Source organism: Actinomadura bangladeshensis, assembly GCF_004348335.1.
GTDB classification, from domain to species: Bacteria; Actinomycetota; Actinomycetes; order Streptosporangiales; family Streptosporangiaceae; genus Spirillospora; species Spirillospora bangladeshensis.
In genome coordinates, this window is record NZ_SMJW01000201.1 from 1 (window position 1) to 14,908 (window position 14,908).

The following is a 14,908-nucleotide window of genomic DNA, read 5'->3' on the forward strand; positions in this document are numbered from 1 at the left end:
ATGTTTATAAAGGACAGGGGGCACGGTGTGGGCGTCGGCTTGTCGAGTGAGGGGGTTGCATGGCGCCGTTGGACGGACTGCGGGTGCTCGATCTGACGATGTGGCGGCCCGGGCCGTATGCGACGCAGTTGCTCGCGCAGCTCGGCGCCGATGTGATCAAGGTGGAGCCGCCCGGCGGGGAGCCGATGCGGATGTTCCGCGACCACTTCGACGTCCTCAACCGGCACAAGCGCAGCATGGTGCTCGATCTGAAGTCGGCGGACGGGCGGGCGAGGCTCAAGGAACTGGCCGAGGACGCCGAGGTGTTCGTCGAAGGGTTCAGGCCCGGTGTCGCCGAGCGGCTGGGCGTCGGGCACGAGGTCCTGCGGGAACTCAACCCGCGGCTCGTCTACTGCTCCATCTCCGGATACGGGGCGGAGGGGCCGCTGCGCGACGTTCCAGGGCATGACATTAACTACCGGGCATATGCCGCGGCGCTGGAGCCGGACGCCGTGTCCCCGGAGGCCGACGAGCTTCCGATCGCCGACATGTCGGCCGCGACGATGGCGGCGTTCGCGATCACCGCGGCCGTGCTCAAGGCCCGCGCCACCGGGGTCGGCGACCGTATCGACCTCGGTATGGCGGACGTCCTCGCGCACTGGGTCGGCACCGTCCCGGAGGCGACGCAGCGGTCGGGTGCCGGGCCCGTCCCCGGCTACGGCGTCTACCCGACGAAGGACGGCCGGAAGATCACGCTCGGGGTCGTGTCGGAGGAGCGGTTGTGGGCCGCGTCCTGCCGCGCGCTGGGCATCGAGGAGCACGCCGATGTCCCGTTCATGGAGCGGCTCGGGCGGATCGGCGAGCTGGACGGCGCCGTCGCCGCCGCAGTGGCGAAGCTCACTATGGATGAGGCCATCAAGCGGCTGACCGCGGCCGGAGCCCCCGTGGCGCCCCTGCTGTCGCACGCCGAGATGCTCGCCCTCGACCACTTCGAGCAGCGCAAGATCCAGGAGGAGGGGCCCGTCCGGACGAGCGTCCACCCGCCGCTTCCCGAGGGGGCCGTCGCCGAGTTGGACGCGCACAGGGGCCAGTCCTGGCGTCTCACGCGCTGAAATTCAGGTGGGAATGTCGTACCCGTTTGGCATGCTTGTGACGTGAACGTGCGTGCGATGAGTCCGGTGCTGGTCGGCAGGGCGGTGGAGCTGGCGGAGCTGCGGGACGCCCTTGCCGCCGCACCAGGGGCCGTACTCGTCGGCGGTGACGCGGGGCTCGGCAAAACGCGCTTGATCAGGGAGTTCGCCCGGTCCGTCGAGGGGCAGGCGAACGTTCTCGTCGGGGGCTGCCTGGAGCTCGGCTCCGACGGCCTGCCGTTCGCGCCGTTCACGACCGTCCTGCGGGGCCTCGTGCGGGACATCGGCATCGAGGGGGTCGCCGAGCTGGTCCCGCGCGGTGACACCGGCGGCCTCGCGCGGCTGCTGCCCGAGTTCGGGGAGCCGGAGTCGGACGCCGCGTCGGGGGAGGAGCGCGCCCGGCTGTTCGAGGTCGTGCTGACGCTGCTGGAGCGGCTGGCCGAGAAGGGCCCGGTCGTGCTGGCCATCGAGGACGCGCACTGGGCCGACCGCTCCACCCGCGACCTGCTCGCCTTCCTGGTGCGCAACCTCGGCGGCGGGCCCGTGCTGATCGTCGCGACCTACCGGACGGACGAGCTGCACCGCACCCATCCGCTGCGCCAGCTGCTCGCCGGGCTGGAGCGGCTCGAACGCGTCCGCCGGGTGGAGCTCGGCAAGCTGACCCGCGCCGACGTGTCCGCGCTCGTCGCCCAGCTGCTCGGCCACAGCCCGCAGCCGGGTCTCGTCGAGCGGATCGAGGCCCGCAGCGAGGGCAACCCGCTGTTCATCGAGACGCTGCTCGACGACGACGGCGAGCTGGCGTGCGAGCTGCCCGAATCGCTGCGCGACCTGCTGCTCGCCGGTGTGCAGCGGCTCCCCGAGGAGACGCAGGACGTCCTGCGCGACGCCAGCGGCGGCAGTACCCGCATCGAGCACGCGCTGCTCGCGGCCGTGTCCGGGCTCGACGACGCCGCGCTGACCCGCGTGCTTCGGCCCGCCGTCGCCGCCAACGTGCTCGTCGTGGACGGTGACGGATACGCGTTCCGGCACGCACTGATCCGCGAGGCCGTCCACGACGACCTGCTGCCGGGTGAGCACACGCGGCTCCACACCCGCTATGCCGAGACCCTCGAGAACGACCCTTCCCTCGTCCCCGCCGGGCGGCTGTGGGTGGAGCTGAGCTACCACTGGAAGCAGGCCCACAACAGCACGTGGGCGCTGGTCGCGTCCTGGCGCGCCGCCGGTGAGGCGCGCAAGGCGCTCGCCTACGCCGAGTGCCTGGCGATGCTCGAACGCGTCCTCCAGCTATGGGACCGGGTCCCGGACGCCGTGGAGCGAATCGGCGCCGACTACGTCAAAGTGCTGGTGGACGCAGCCACCGCCGCCGACCTGGCCGGCGAGTACGACCGCGGCATCAAGCTCGTCACGGCTGCGCTCAAGGAGGTCGAGGCCGCGGCCGGGGAGCGCGACACCGAGCGCTGGGCGATGCTGCTGGAGCTGCGCGGACGCATGCGCAACCAGATGGCGCGCCCCGGCTTCGTCGAGGACCTGCGCGAGGCGGTGCGGGCGCTGCCGGCCGACCCGCCGACCGTGCTGCGCGCCAGGGCCCTGTCGACGCTCGCCAACTACGTGCGCATCACCTCCGGCATCGCCGAGGCCCGCAGCGCGGCGCAGGAGTCCCTGGAGATCGCGCGCAAGCTCGGCGACCCGGTCGCCGAGGCCGAGGCGCTCATCACGCTGTTCTGCGCCGACATCGACTACGGGTGCGACGAGGGCCTCGCCGAGGTCGAGGCCGCCGCCGACCGGGCCGGCAACCATCCGGTGCTGCTCCGCTACTGCGTGATCAAGTCGCATTTCCTGGAGGGCAGCGGACGTCACGCCGAGGCCGCCGCCGTCGCCGCGCGCGGCAAGGAGCTGGCCCGCGAGTACGGGGTGGCCCGCACCCAGGGCACGTTCCTGTCCATCAACCAGGCCGAACCGCTGGTCTCCCTCGGCCGGTGGGACGAGGCCATGGCCGTGATGAACCACGCTCTGGAGCAGGACCCGGCCATCACCACCCGCACCTCCCTGCTCGTCCTCACCGGGTGGGTGGCGCTGGCGCGCGGCGACCTGGCGACCGCGCGGCAGCGGCTCGGCATGTCCCGCGAGCTCAAGAAGCTCAGGATGAAGTGGCTGAAGACGCAGGACTACTTCAGCACGCTGTGGCTGGAGACGAACCTCGCGCTGGCGGAGGGACGTCCCGGCGCCGCGCTCGATGCGGTGCGGCCCGTCCTCGACCATCCGGGTCTGCCCGACGACGCCCGCTACGCCTGGCCCGTGCTGATCGCGGGCGCCGCGGCGTGCGCCGAGCTGGGCGACGCCGCCGCCGGTGAGCTGCGGAAGATCGAGGAGCGCGCCGCCGGGCTCCGCTCCGCGGGCGCCCTCCAGCGCGCGCACTGCCGCACGTTCGCCGCCGAACTGGCCCGCGCCCGCGGCGTCCTCGACCGGGCCGCCTGGGCCGAGGCCGCCGCCGCGTGGGAGGAGCTCGGCAACCCCTACCACCGGGTCCGCGCGCTGCTCCGGTTCGCGGAGGCGACGCTGGCGGGCGGCGACCACGACGCCGCGGCGGACGCGCTGCGCACCGCCGCCGAGCTGGCCGGCGGGCTGGACGCCCGGCCCCTCGCCGAGCAGATCGCCGACCTGCGGCGCCGCACCCGGGCGCCGCGCCGCGGCGACGCCTCGGCGCCGCTCGGGCTGACGCCCCGCGAGTTCGAGGTGCTCCGCCTGGTCGCCGAGGGGCGCAGCAACCGCGACATCGCCGCGGCGCTGTTCATCTCGGTGAAGACCGCCAGCGTCCACGTGTCGAACATCCTCGGCAAGCTGGACGTGGCGAGCCGCGGCGAGGCCGCCGCCACCGCCCACCGCCTCGCGCTCTTCGCCGCCCCGAAGACACCGGCGTGATTCGTGGCGGGGGACCTCCCCTCCCGGGTCCCCCGCCCCGAACCGTCGGACCACACGGGAACTACGTGGCCGGCCGGCCGGGGAGCGTCCCGCGGAAGCAGGCGGTGCTTCTCCGTCCGGAGAGGCGGTCCGCGACCCGACCGGCCACTGCCCAGTGTCGTGGGCGCGGGGCCGCGAAGGCGCGCGGGACATACCGTTCGGGCCGAGAGAAAAAAGCGACGGCGACGGTCCGGGTTCCGTGACCCGTCGCCGTCGCCGTCGCCCGAGCGCTGGTCAGCGCGGGACGCGCGCGACGCAGATGACCGTCTGCCCGAACGGGGGCCGGACCACGCGCTCGATGGTGCGGGTCAGCGGCACGACCGTCCGGTCGTAGATCTTGACGAGCTTCGGGTCGGGGTAGCCGGCGCCGCCGCGGCGGACCGCGAACCACCAGGCGATGCCGCCGAGGAAGTTGATCGGCTTCAGCACCTCGGGGACGAGCCCCGCCGCCCGGACCGACGCCTCCAGCGTCGCCGGCGTGTACCGGGTGACATGACCGACCTTGCGGTCGAAGTCGCCGTAGAGCTGCATGTAGCCGGGCACCCAGATGACGATGCGGCCGCCGGGCTCGGTGACGGCGGCGAGGTCGCGCAGCGCCTGGACGTCGTCCTTGATGTGCTCCAGGACGTTCATCATCACGACCGTGTCGACCTTCTGCCGGATCTCGATCTCGGCCGGCAGGGCCAGGTCGATGACCTCGACGTCGTCGTTGCCGTCGTAGCGCTTGCGCAGCTCGCCGACGCAGTACGGGTCGTTGTCGCTGACGACGAGGTAGTCGAGGCGTCCGGCGAACTGCTCGGAGAAGTGCCCGAGGCCCGAGCCGACCTCCAGCATGGACCGGCCCACGTGCGGGGCGATCGTGTCGTACTCGTACTTGCGGTAGTTGCGGGCCTCGTCCCCGCCCAGGTGGTTCTCCAGCGCGCCCTCCCCGGCGGCCGGCTGGACGATCTCCCCGTCGGGCGCGGGCCCGGGGGCCGGCGCGGTCTTCTTCGGACCGCTGCCGAGGAGCTTGAGGAGGGCGCCTGCGATGGACTTCTTCTGACCTGGTGACTGCATACTTCCCGCTCGCTGGGTGCGTTTGCGTTCGGCTTCTCGTTCGCCGGATCGAAGAGCCGACCCGCTCGGGGCGCGTCCGATCTCAGGCACGAAGGTCGGGTCAGTCTATCCATGCGTGTACGCCGCACGGCCCCCAGTGACCGCGCAGTGACCGCACCGTTGACCGCGCCGCGCGGCTGCCCGCCGCGTGTCGCCTGGTCAGCCGATCGTGCGGTGCACCGACTCCTTCTCGCTCGCGCCCGGCTCGGACGGCGCGATCCACGGCCCCGGGATGGACGGGTCGAGGACGCCCTCCTCCACCCAGGCGAAGTCGCCGGCGAGGACGGCCCGCGCCAGCTTCACGTCCAGCGCGTCGGTGTTGCGCCACAGCCCGTCGAACAGCTCCTCGACCCGGACGCGCGCCTGCTTGCAGAACGCGTCGGCGAGCAGCAGCGCCGACTTGCCGGGCGCGCCGCCCGCCACCCCGCCGGCCGCCGAGGCGTCGGCGTGGGCGCGGACGCAGACCGCGCTCATCGCGTACAGCTCGGCGCCGATGTCGACCATCCGGCCGAGGAAGCCCTGCTTGCGCTCCAGGCCGCCCTGCCAGCGCCCGGCCGCGTAGAAGATCGAGCGGGCCAGCTTGCGGGACGCCCGCTCCACGTACCGCAGGTGCTTGGCGAGCGGCCCGAACTCGGGGTAGGAGCCCGGCCGCTGCCCGGCGCCGGTGACGAGCGTCGGCAGCCAGCGCGCGTAGAACCCGCCCGCCTTCGCCGCGGCCCGCGCCTTCTGCCCGGTGGAGGCGTCCGGGTCGATGATGTCGCCGGCCACCGACAGGTGCGCGTCCACGGCCTCGCGGGCGATCAGCAGGTGCATGATCTCGCTGGAGCCCTCGAAGATACGGTTGATGCGCAGGTCGCGCACCAGCTGCTCCACCGGTACGCCGCGCTCGCCGCGCGCCGCGAGCGACTCGGCGGTCTCGTAGCCGCGGCCGCCGCGCACCTGCATCAGCTCGTCCCCGACCTGGCACGCCATCTCCGACGCCCACAGCTTCGCGAGGGCCGCCTCGATGCGGATGTCGTTGCGCTCGTCGTCCGCGAGCTGGCTGGACAGGTCGAGCATCGCCTCCATCGCGTACGCGGTCGCCGCGATGAACGCGATCTTGCGGGACACCGCCTCGTGCTCGCCGACCGGCCGGCCCCACTGCACCCGCTCCCTCGACCACTCGCGCGCGATCTTGGCGGCCCACTTGCCGGCGCCCGCGCACATCGCGGGCAGCGACAGGCGCCCGGTGTTCAGCGTGGTGAGCGCGATCTTCAGGCCGGCGCCCTCCGCGCCGATCAGGTTCGCCTTCGGCACCCGGACGTCGTGGAACCGCGTCACGCCGTTCTCGATGCCGCGCAGCCCCATGAACGCGTTGCGGTTCTCGACCGTGATGCCGGGCGTGTCCATGTCCACGATGAACGCGGAGATGCCGCCGCGGTGCCCGGCCGACTTGGGGACGCGCGCCATCACGACGACGAGGTCGGCGATGACGCCGTTCGTCGTCCACAGCTTGACGCCGTTCAGGATGTAGTCGTCGCCGTCCGGGACGGCATGGGCGCGCAGCCGCGCCGGGTCGGAGCCGACGTCGGGCTCGGTCAGCAGGAAGGCGCTGACCTGCCGGGCGCAGCGCGGCAGCCACTCGTCCTTCTGCTCCGGCGTGCCGAACTGCTTCACCGGCTGCGGGACGCCGATGGACTGGTGCGCCGACAGCAGCGCGCCGAGCGCCGGCGACACCGACCCGACGACCATCAGCGCCCGGCCGTAGTACAGCTGGCTGAGCCCGAGACCGCCGTACTTCTCCGGGATCTTCATGCCGAGCGCGCCGAGGTCGCGCAGCCCGGCGATGACCTCGTCGGGGATGCGCGCCTCGCGCTCGATCAGCGCCCCGTCGACGCGGGTGGCGCAGAACTCGGTCAGCCGGGCGAGGAACTCCTCGCCCCTGCGCCGGTTCTCGCCCTCCGGCCGCGGGTGCGGGTGGATCAGGTCGAGCCGGAAATCGCCGAGGAAGAGCTGCTTGCCGAAGCTCGGCAGCCGCCACTCGGTCTCGCGTGCCTCTTCGGCGACCTTCCTGGCCGTCCGCTCGTCGACGTGCGTCTGGGTCTGCTGGCTCATGCTGATCGCATTTCCCGAGGTCGGGCCGGGAAACCATGGCCGCCGGGAAACCCGTCCGGGCGAGGGGGCGTGGCCGGATCGGGAAACCGGCGCTCGGCGGACGTCCGGGAGTGGTCCAATGGACGCAGAGCCGACCGGAGGCCCGGCCGGCCCGGGCCGGAGGGGTTCGCCGCGCGTCATGAGTGAGGCACGCAGACCGACGCTCATCGCCTCGGTGCAGCGCGCCCTGCGGCTCATGGAGGCGGTGGCGTCGCATCCGAGCGGCGCGCCCGCCAAGCAGCTCGCCCGCGAGGCCGGCCTGCCGCTCGCCACCGCCTACCACCTGCTGCGCACCCTGGCCCACGAGGGCTACGCGACCCGGCTGCCGGACGGCGCGTGGTTGCTCGGCGAGCGCGTCGAGGCCCTGCACGGGCGGAGCCGGACGCAGCAACTCCTGGCCCGGCTCCGTCCCACCCTCGTCGAACTGCGGGACGAACTCGGCGTCGCCGCCTATTTCGGCATGCACGTGGACGATGAGATCCGCCTCATCGACATCGCGGACGGGCCGCGCGCGCCCCGCGTCGACGTCTGGGTCGGCTTCGAGGACGCCGCGCACGCGACCGCGATGGGCAAGTGCGTGCTGAGCCAGTTCGACGAGGAGACCCGCCGCGACTACCTGTCCCGGCATCCCCTCGTCGACCTGACCCCGCACACCATCACCGAACCGGGACGCCTGCTGCGCTCGCTCGCGACGTCCGCGGCCGTGCGGTTCGACCGCGAGGAGTACGCCCTCGGCACCGGCTGCGCCGCCGTCCCGGTCACGGACGCGACGGGCTCCGTCGTCGGCGCCCTGGCCATCTCCTGCCGCCCGGCCAGACTCCCGCGGATCGAGCGGTCGGCCCACCGGCTCCATGCCACCGCCGACCGAATCCAGCGCGCGCTGACGCTCCCCGGCTGACCCTATTTCCGTGCGGCGAGAGTGTGGGCGACCAGTGCGTTGGCGTGGCCGTGCCCGAGGCCGTGCTCGGTTTTCAGCCAGCCCACGAGTTCCATGTGCTTGGTCAGGGGAGAGGCGTTGATGAGATCGATCCACTCCTGGACCGGGCGGCCGTACTTCTGTTCGATCGCGGGGAAGTAGCTGGCGGGGTTGCCCTTAGCCGGTGTGCTCATGCGCTGATGCTCCGTTCCGCTGGTGCGAAGGTCGTGTGGATTACCTCGGCGCTGGTGGCGGCGCCGAGCGGGTGGGGACGCCGTCGCCCGAAGCGGCCCCGATGCCGCCGGCGACGGGCACGCCGCCGGCGCGCAGCGCGTCGACGTCCGGGACGAAGCGCAGCACGGCAGCAGCACGTGGGACAGGAAGTAGTCGATGTTGCCCTGGATGCGGGTGGTGTGTCCGAACGAGAGCAAGCTTGTCTTTTACAACCACACTTTGTCAATCGAAGTTCGCGGTAGGATGTGCAGCATGACGGCTCGTGTGTACGGACAGTTCTGCGGGCTCGCCCGCGCGATGGAGATGGTGGGGGAGCGCTGGACCCTGCTGATCGTCCGGAACCTGCTGTCGGGGCCCCAGCGCTACACCGACCTGCGCAAAGGTCTGGCCACCATCCCGACCAACATCCTGTCGTCGCGCCTGAAGCAGCTCGAAGAGGCGGAGATCGTCACCCGCCGCGCGCTGCCGCACCCCGAACGCGCCGTCGTCTACGAGCTCACCGACTACGGCCGCGATCTCGAACCGGCGCTGGTCGCGTTCGGCCGCTGGGGTGCGCGCACCATGACCGCCCCGCGTCCCGGCGAGATCATCACGGCCGAGTCGGTCGCCATGGCCTTCCGCACCACCTACCGGCCGGAGGCCGCCCGCGGCGCCACGGTCGGCTACGAGGTCCGCATGGGCGACTTCACCCTCCGGCTGCAGATCACCGACGGGACGCTGACGGCTGGCATCGGCCCGCACCCCGCCCCGGACCTGGTCGTCGAGCGGCTGACCGAGCAGGGCGTCCACGCCCTGATGACCGGTGCCAAGAGCCCGGAGGAGGCGCTGGCCGACGGCAGTGTCCGCGTGGAGGGAGACCCCGCCCTCCTCCACGACTTCGTCGAGACGTTCCGCTTCTGAACCGGGACCGGGTGGGGCCGAAGCCACCGGCACGTCCGATGGACGGCGCGCCGGTGGCGGCGGACGGCTCCTAGGAGAGGCGGCGGCGCGTCCAGTGGAAGCAGACGCCGCAGAGGCCCAGCGTGAGGACGGCGAACAGCCCCGTCTCGGCCCACTGCAGCGGCCAGAAGCGGCCGGCGGGCTGGTAGACCACCTTCTGCTTGAAACCGAGCCGCGCGATCTCGGCGAAGCACTCCTCAGGAGGCCCCTTCGGAGGCTCCGGCGTCCCCGCCCCCGGTGCGGGCACCGGAACCGCCCGCGGCGGGGCGCACGCTCCCGTGACCAGGGAGCCGGGCAGCCGGGCCTCGTTCCCGGACGCGTCGACCGTGTGGTTCGCGAGCGTCCACGCCCCGGGCGCCGCGTCCGTCTGCACCGTGATGGCCCTGGTGCCCTGGTCCAGCGTCAGCTGCGACATGTTCTTCGACGTGATCGCGACGGTCGCGGTCTCCGGCGGGATGAGGTGGGCGCGGATCCACAGCGGCATCGCGACCTGGACGCCGACGAACACGGCGAGGGTGATCGCCATGGCCGGCAGGGTGCGCCGGGTGAGGACGCCCGCCGCCACGCCGAGCGCGAAGGCGAAGGCCGCGTACCCGATCGGGACGATGCCGTGCGCGCCGAACGCGACCGGCGCGATCCGCGGGAAGCGGTCGGTCACGGCCTCGTCCAGCGGCCCGGCCCACCAGTCGGCCGCGCGGACGGCGATCGCGGCGGCGGCCATCGCGGCCAGCCCGACGAGGCCGAGCTTGACGGCGAGCCAGCGGGTCCGCGTGATGCTCTGGTTCCACACGAGCCGGTGCGTGCCGCTCTCCAGTTCGCGGGCGATGAGCGGCGCGCCCCAGAAGATCCCGATGAGGGCGGGCAGGGCCGTCACGATCGCGATGAGGGCGCCGTACTCCACCTGGTGGTCGGTGAAGAACGTCCGGGCGAACTGCTCGCAGGCGTCCTGCGAGCCGCAGGACGCGATCCCCCGGTCGTAGTCGTCGGCCAGGCCGGGCCCGCTGACGGCGAGGGCGGCGCCGAGGACGGCGAGCGCGCCGAACACCGCCGCGGCCTGGCCCCTGAACTGCCGGAACGCCAACCAGATCATCGGATCGCCTCCAGCGTGGGACGGCGCGGAGCCTGTGCCATGTAGGCGAGGACGAGGTCCTCCATGCCGATCTGCCCGACCGTCCAGGCCGGGTCGTGGATCGGGCCGTCCGTCCGGACGACGAACGTGCTCTGCCGGTCGGTGTGGCTCTCGGACACGATGTGCTGGTCGGCCGGCAGCGTCTGCCTGCGCGGACCGGTCAGCCGGTGGTGGGTCGCGAGCAGGTCATCGATGTCACCGGCGACCTGGACGCGCGACTCCACCAGCACGATCAGGTAGTCGCACGTCCGCTCCAGGTCCGACACCAGGTGGGACGACAGGACGACGCTGAGCGAGTGTTCGGCGACGGCCTCCATCAGGCCCTGCAGGAACTCGCGCCGGGCCAGCGGGTCGAGTGCCGCGACGGGCTCGTCCAGGATCAGCAGGTCGGGCCGCTTGGCGATGCCCAGGGTCAGCGCCAGCTGGGCGCGCTGCCCGCCGGACAGCTTCCCCGCCTTGTGCCCGAGGTCGAGCCCGAGCCGCTCGACCCGCTCGCGCGCGATGGCGCCGTCCCAGCGCGGGTTGAGCCGGGCGCCGAGCTTCAGATGGTCTCCGACGCTGAGGCCGGTGTACGTCGGCGTGTCTTGGGCCACGTACCCGACCCTGGCCAGCTGCTCCGGCCCTGCGGCCGGCCGCTCGCCGAGCACCCGGATGCTTCCGGCCGTCGGCGCCAACTGGCCGACCGCGAGGTTCAGCAGAGTGCTCTTGCCCGCGCCGTTCGGCCCGACGAGGCCCACGACGCGCCCGGCCGGAATGTCCAGCGTGCAGTCGGACAGCGCCCACTGCTGCCCGTACCTCTTGCCCAGCCCCCGGGCCTCCAGAACGGCGGTCATGCTATGTCCTCCTCGCGGGCGGACCGAAACGTGGTCGTGAACAGCGCCTCGATGCTCTCCTCGTCCAGCCCGGCCATCCGCGCCTTGGCGAGCCAGCGCTCCAGCTCCTTGCGCAGCGGGCCGTGCGCGGCGAGCGACTCGCCGGCGAGGGACCGGGTGACGAACGTCCCGATGCCCGGACGCGGCGCGACGAGCCCCTCGTGCTCCAGCTCCCGGTACGCCTTGAGCACGGTGTTCGGGTTGATCGCGAGCTGCGCCACCACGTCCTTGACCGTGGGCAGCTGGTCGCCGACCCGCAGCAGGTCGAGCCGGAGCGCGTGCCGCACCTGTCGGACGAGCTGCATGTACGGCGACACCCCCGACCCGGAGTCCAGATGGAACTCGATCACCGCCACCTCCATTTAACTAGGATGCTAGTACTTTAGATGTGCAGTGCTCCTCGGTGTCAATGCGATCGGACGAAGTCCCAGCTCAATGCATGCGGCCGTCACGCATGAGGCCGTCCAGCGGGGCATGAAACCGGCATGACGACATGGAGCAATGACGACCTGGACCGCCTCGGCGGCGCCGACGAGATCCAGATCGCGCCCGAACAGGGCGATGGCACGCTGCGGAGCCCTACCACGATCTGGATCGTCCGCAGCGGCGAGGAGATGTACGTGCGCTCGGTCAACGGCCCGGGCGGCCACTGGTACCGGACCGCCGAGGGCAGCCACCGGGGCCAGATCCGGGCCGACGGCGCGACCAGGGACGTGGCGTTCGTCGACGAGGCCGACCCGTCCGTCAACGAGCAGGTCGATGCCGCCTACATGGCCAAGTACGGGAGCACTCCCTTCGCCGAGCCGATGACCCGCCCCGGCCCCAGGGACACCACCCTCAGACTCGTCCCGCGCTGACCACCCGTCCGCAGGTGACGCCCCGCGGCCGCGATGACCGCGTTCCGCAGGCCCGGCTCGCGCCGACCGCCGGCCCGTCCAGGCGGCGGGCCGACTGGTCGGCGGCGATATCGGCTACGCGAATGGCGGTTGGAGACAACGTCCCGGCCGCTCGGCGGGCGCGTCGGTGGCGGGGCGCGACCTGACCCAGGCGGCGAACGACTCGACGGCGTCCACCACGCGGTCGAAGCGCAGCGAGTGGAACAGGTCGAACGCGTGCTGACCGCCGGGCAGTTCGGCGTACACGACCGGGGCATCGGAGGCACCGCGCAGGGCACCGGCGAAGCGGCGCGCCTCCCGCACGGGGACGAGAGTGTCGGCATCGCCGTGCACGATGAGGAACGGGGGCGCATCGGCGCGCACGTGATCGACCGGCGAAGTACCGGACCCTTCGTCGTGCCCGTAGTAGTCGCCGAAGTACCCGTACAGGCACACGGCGGCGGTGATGGACGTGTCAGCCGACTCGAATCCCGGCTGGTAGGCGGGGTCGTTCTGAGTGAGCGCGCACAGCGAGGTCAGATGCGCGCCTGCTGAACTGCCCGCCATCACGAGCATGCCGGTGTCGGCGCCGTACGCGTGCCCGTGCTCGCGCGTCCAGGCAAGAACCCTTTTGGCGTCGGTCAGGTGGTCGAGGAAGCCGGCATCGGGCCGCAGCCGGTAGTTCGCGCTGACGCACACCCACCCCTGGCTCGCCAGCCGATAGAGCAGCGGCCGGGCCTCGCGGTTCTTGCGCCCGCTGAAGTAGCCGCCGCCGTGGAAGTAGACGAGCACGGGCCCGCCCCCGGGCGCGGAGCGGTGTCGGTAGACGTCCAGCCGATTGCGCCGGGCCTCGCCGTACCGGAGGTCGGCGATCCGCTCGACGTCCCGACGCCAGACGTGCACCCCGAGCAGGATGCGACCGTACGGAAGCCGCCGACGCAGCCCGCCCGCCAGCCCGGGATCCAACTCCGCGCGCCACCCGTCCCCGAGCCCGTCACGCAGAGCAGCGTCCAGAACAGGCCCGGCCGCCAACTGCCGCCGCACGACGACCGCCAGCCCAGCAGCGGTCAGGACGGCAAGCCCGAGCACGGCCAACGCACCAGGCGACCCGAGATCCCGCTGCCCCGCAGCGAGCAGCGTCGAAGCGAGAACCAGAAAGAACACCAGGAAGGGCAGCTCGTTGGGCACCGTACTGATCCGGAAGCCGATGTCGACCAGCCTCCGGGGCCTGCGCGGCGGCGCAAGCGCCACCGCCGTGGCACCAGCGGCGAGCACCGTACTGATCAGATAGCCGTAAGGCATGCGTCCTCCTCGCTCAACGGACCTCAAGAGTGGGCCCGGCAGGACGGACGCGGCATCGGCCGAAAGGCTGCCGCGACTACGACTCGGGCGAGACCACCCCGGACTTTCGTCGGATGCCGCGTGGCCGTCGATCGTTGCCGCCGCCGCAGTGACGGGCGAGACCGCCAAGACCGTCCGCCCAGCCCTGGCCGAGGGCACACAACTCCCAGGCCTGCCCACCCGTCCAGGCGTGCCGGTAGAGCCCGGGGGCATCACGATGGCTCGGACGGCCGTGGCCGTCAGTTGCCGGAAGGGCTATGTCGCGCTGGGGATGCGACGCTTTTTCAGGGCCGGTGGCGGCGGTGCAGGTCAGGCAGCCCGATCTCGCGGCCCGCCGGCGCGAAAAGCCGTAGATCGGATCGTCCGTCCGGACGGACGACGGTGTTCAGCCAGTCGGTGTGGCTCTCGGATAGACATCCTGATCCACACGACAGCGTGCTTACACCCTTGTAATTAAGGAAAGATGTCCGAGAGGTGGCATTGGAGTACGTGAATGTAATGTGATCTAGATCACAAAACGAAGATCATCCGAGGTATTTACGCGGGCTATGTGACCGTTTACGTTATGAGTGCTTTACTCAACCTTTATGCCCTTGGGGTCTTTATGGGTCGTCGTGTCGTCATTGCTGTGCGTCGTCGTACGCCCCGTTTAAGTCCGTTGCTTTTGCGGCGTTCGGGCTGGTTGGCGGGCCTTTTTGCAGTGTTGATGGCGGTCGCATTGCTGCAGATTCCCGGCTGGGCGGCGGTGCCGTCGGCGCATGCTGAGGAGAAGGCACCCGAGACCGCGTTAACCGAAGGGCAGGCGCTCGCGGCGGCGCGGGAGTCGGGGGCACCGGTGGAGGTGCTGGCCGGTCGGGGTGAGAGTCGTACGGTGCGGGCGTTGCCGAACGGGCGGGTGGAGGTCGAGCAGCACGTCCGGCCGATCCGGGCCCGCCGGGACGGGGGATGGGCCGACATCGACACCGGCCTGCGTCGCTCGGGGGCGGATGTGGTGCCGGGGGCGTCCACGGTAGGGCTGAGGTTCTCCGGCGGGGGCGACGGCCCGATGGTGCAGATGACGCGGGCCGGTCACAAACTGGCGTTGACATGGCCGACCCCGCTCCCCGAGCCCACCCTCGACGGGGACACCGCCACTTATAGAGGTGTGCTGGGCGCGGATGTCGACTTGCTGTTGCGGGCCGAGGCGGACGGGTTCGCGCACACGCTGGTGGTGAAGACGGCCGAAGCCGCCAAGGATCCGCGGTTGGCGCGGCTCGCGCTGTCGCTGTCGGCGCCGGGCCTGTCGGTGACGCAGGAGCCGGCCGGCG

Annotated in this window: 13 protein-coding genes and 1 pseudogene; 6 read left to right on the top strand and 8 right to left on the bottom strand. The window is 71.9% G+C overall.

The annotated features are described in order from the left end of the window. The first annotated feature begins 59 nt into the window (after nt 1–59). Nucleotides 60–1,091, top strand: coding sequence for a CaiB/BaiF CoA transferase family protein (locus tag E1284_RS29885; RefSeq protein WP_131943500.1), 1,032 nt, complete (start codon nt 60–62; stop codon nt 1,089–1,091). Between the two features lie 42 nt (nt 1,092–1,133). Then, nucleotides 1,134–4,028: a helix-turn-helix transcriptional regulator gene (locus E1284_RS43740; RefSeq protein ID WP_279433082.1), complete on the top strand. Its 2,895-nt coding sequence runs from the start codon at nt 1,134–1,136 to the stop codon at nt 4,026–4,028. A 273-nt stretch (nt 4,029–4,301) separates the two neighbouring features. Here E1284_RS43740 and E1284_RS29895 read toward each other — a convergent pair whose 3' ends face one another. Together E1284_RS29895 and E1284_RS29900 are read right to left on the bottom strand one after the other, a co-directional pair. Further along, the gene (locus E1284_RS29895; protein WP_131943501.1) at nt 4,302–5,123 is read right to left on the bottom strand and encodes a class I SAM-dependent methyltransferase; all 822 of its coding nucleotides are present in this window, start codon (nt 5,121–5,123) and stop codon (nt 4,302–4,304) included. Between the two features lie 198 nt (nt 5,124–5,321). Continuing rightward, nucleotides 5,322–7,256 (bottom strand): acyl-CoA dehydrogenase family protein, encoded by a 1,935-nt coding sequence (locus E1284_RS29900; RefSeq protein WP_131943502.1) that lies wholly within the window; start codon nt 7,254–7,256, stop codon nt 5,322–5,324. Between the two features lie 178 nt (nt 7,257–7,434). On the opposite strand from E1284_RS29900, the gene E1284_RS29905 reads away from it, so the two are divergent. After that, nucleotides 7,435–8,193, top strand: a complete 759-nt coding sequence (locus E1284_RS29905; protein ID WP_131943503.1) for an IclR family transcriptional regulator — start codon at nt 7,435–7,437, stop codon at nt 8,191–8,193. 2 nt (nt 8,194–8,195) lie between these two features. Here the strand turns inward: E1284_RS29905 and E1284_RS29910 are convergent, their stop codons facing one another. Both E1284_RS29910 and E1284_RS43745 read right to left on the bottom strand, forming a co-directional pair. After that, entirely contained in the window at nt 8,196–8,405 is a 210-nt protein-coding gene (locus E1284_RS29910) for a DUF4287 domain-containing protein (protein ID WP_131943504.1), read from the bottom strand. 40 nt (nt 8,406–8,445) lie between these two features. Then, nucleotides 8,446–8,571 carry a hypothetical protein gene (locus E1284_RS43745; protein ID WP_279433083.1) on the bottom strand — a complete coding sequence of 42 codons (126 nt, stop codon included), beginning with the start codon at nt 8,569–8,571 and terminating at the stop codon, nt 8,446–8,448. A gap of 126 nt (nt 8,572–8,697) precedes the next feature. Between E1284_RS43745 and E1284_RS29915 the strand changes: the two genes are divergently transcribed. Further along, nucleotides 8,698–9,345: a winged helix-turn-helix transcriptional regulator gene (locus E1284_RS29915; protein WP_131943505.1), complete on the top strand. Its 648-nt coding sequence runs from the start codon at nt 8,698–8,700 to the stop codon at nt 9,343–9,345. 70 nt (nt 9,346–9,415) lie between these two features. Here E1284_RS29915 and E1284_RS29920 read toward each other — a convergent pair whose 3' ends face one another. Genes E1284_RS29920 through E1284_RS29930 form a run of 3 tightly spaced genes read right to left on the bottom strand, consistent with a single transcriptional unit; the run spans nt 9,416 to nt 11,747 of the window. Beyond that, complete coding sequence (locus E1284_RS29920) at nt 9,416–10,474, bottom strand: ABC transporter permease subunit (RefSeq protein ID WP_131943506.1); 1,059 nt, start codon at nt 10,472–10,474, stop codon at nt 9,416–9,418. After that, complete coding sequence (locus E1284_RS29925) at nt 10,471–11,346, bottom strand: ABC transporter ATP-binding protein (protein ID WP_131943507.1); 876 nt, start codon at nt 11,344–11,346, stop codon at nt 10,471–10,473. The genes E1284_RS29920 and E1284_RS29925 overlap by 4 nt, the downstream gene beginning before the upstream one ends. Then, a complete protein-coding gene (locus E1284_RS29930) occupies nt 11,343–11,747 on the bottom strand; it encodes a GntR family transcriptional regulator (protein ID WP_207924030.1) in 405 nt (134 codons plus the stop codon). Before E1284_RS29930 ends, E1284_RS29925 begins: the two co-directional genes overlap by 4 nt. 123 nt (nt 11,748–11,870) lie before the next feature. Between E1284_RS29930 and E1284_RS29935 the strand changes: the two genes are divergently transcribed. Continuing rightward, nucleotides 11,871–12,242, top strand: coding sequence for a DUF2255 family protein (locus tag E1284_RS29935; RefSeq protein WP_131943508.1), 372 nt, complete (start codon nt 11,871–11,873; stop codon nt 12,240–12,242). Nucleotides 12,243–12,356: 114 nt separating this feature from the next. Here E1284_RS29935 and E1284_RS29940 read toward each other — a convergent pair whose 3' ends face one another. Further along, nucleotides 12,357–13,562 (bottom strand): alpha/beta hydrolase, encoded by a 1,206-nt coding sequence (locus tag E1284_RS29940; RefSeq protein ID WP_131943509.1) that lies wholly within the window; start codon nt 13,560–13,562, stop codon nt 12,357–12,359. A gap of 589 nt (nt 13,563–14,151) precedes the next feature. Here E1284_RS29940 and E1284_RS29945 point away from each other — a divergent pair. Continuing rightward, nucleotides 14,152–14,908: pseudogene (locus tag E1284_RS29945) on the top strand (hypothetical protein); the annotation flags it as partial.

Excerpts from the sequence above, each read along its gene's own strand:
- E1284_RS29885 (WP_131943500.1), top strand. The coding sequence starts at position 60 with ATGGCGCCGTTGGACGGACTGCGGGTGCTCGATCTGACGATGTGGCGG.
- E1284_RS29895 (WP_131943501.1), bottom strand. The coding sequence starts at position 5,123 with ATGCAGTCACCAGGTCAGAAGAAGTCCATCGCAGGCGCCCTCCTCAAG.
- E1284_RS29900 (WP_131943502.1), bottom strand. The coding sequence starts at position 7,256 with ATGAGCCAGCAGACCCAGACGCACGTCGACGAGCGGACGGCCAGGAAG.
- E1284_RS29905 (WP_131943503.1), top strand. The coding sequence starts at position 7,435 with ATGAGTGAGGCACGCAGACCGACGCTCATCGCCTCGGTGCAGCGCGCC.
- E1284_RS29910 (WP_131943504.1), bottom strand. The coding sequence starts at position 8,405 with ATGAGCACACCGGCTAAGGGCAACCCCGCCAGCTACTTCCCCGCGATC.
- E1284_RS29915 (WP_131943505.1), top strand. The coding sequence starts at position 8,698 with ATGACGGCTCGTGTGTACGGACAGTTCTGCGGGCTCGCCCGCGCGATG.
- E1284_RS29920 (WP_131943506.1), bottom strand. The coding sequence starts at position 10,474 with ATGATCTGGTTGGCGTTCCGGCAGTTCAGGGGCCAGGCCGCGGCGGTG.
- E1284_RS29925 (WP_131943507.1), bottom strand. The coding sequence starts at position 11,346 with ATGACCGCCGTTCTGGAGGCCCGGGGGCTGGGCAAGAGGTACGGGCAG.
- E1284_RS29930 (WP_207924030.1), bottom strand. The coding sequence starts at position 11,747 with ATGGAGGTGGCGGTGATCGAGTTCCATCTGGACTCCGGGTCGGGGGTG.
- E1284_RS29935 (WP_131943508.1), top strand. The coding sequence starts at position 11,871 with ATGACGACATGGAGCAATGACGACCTGGACCGCCTCGGCGGCGCCGAC.
- E1284_RS29940 (WP_131943509.1), bottom strand. The coding sequence starts at position 13,562 with ATGCCTTACGGCTATCTGATCAGTACGGTGCTCGCCGCTGGTGCCACG.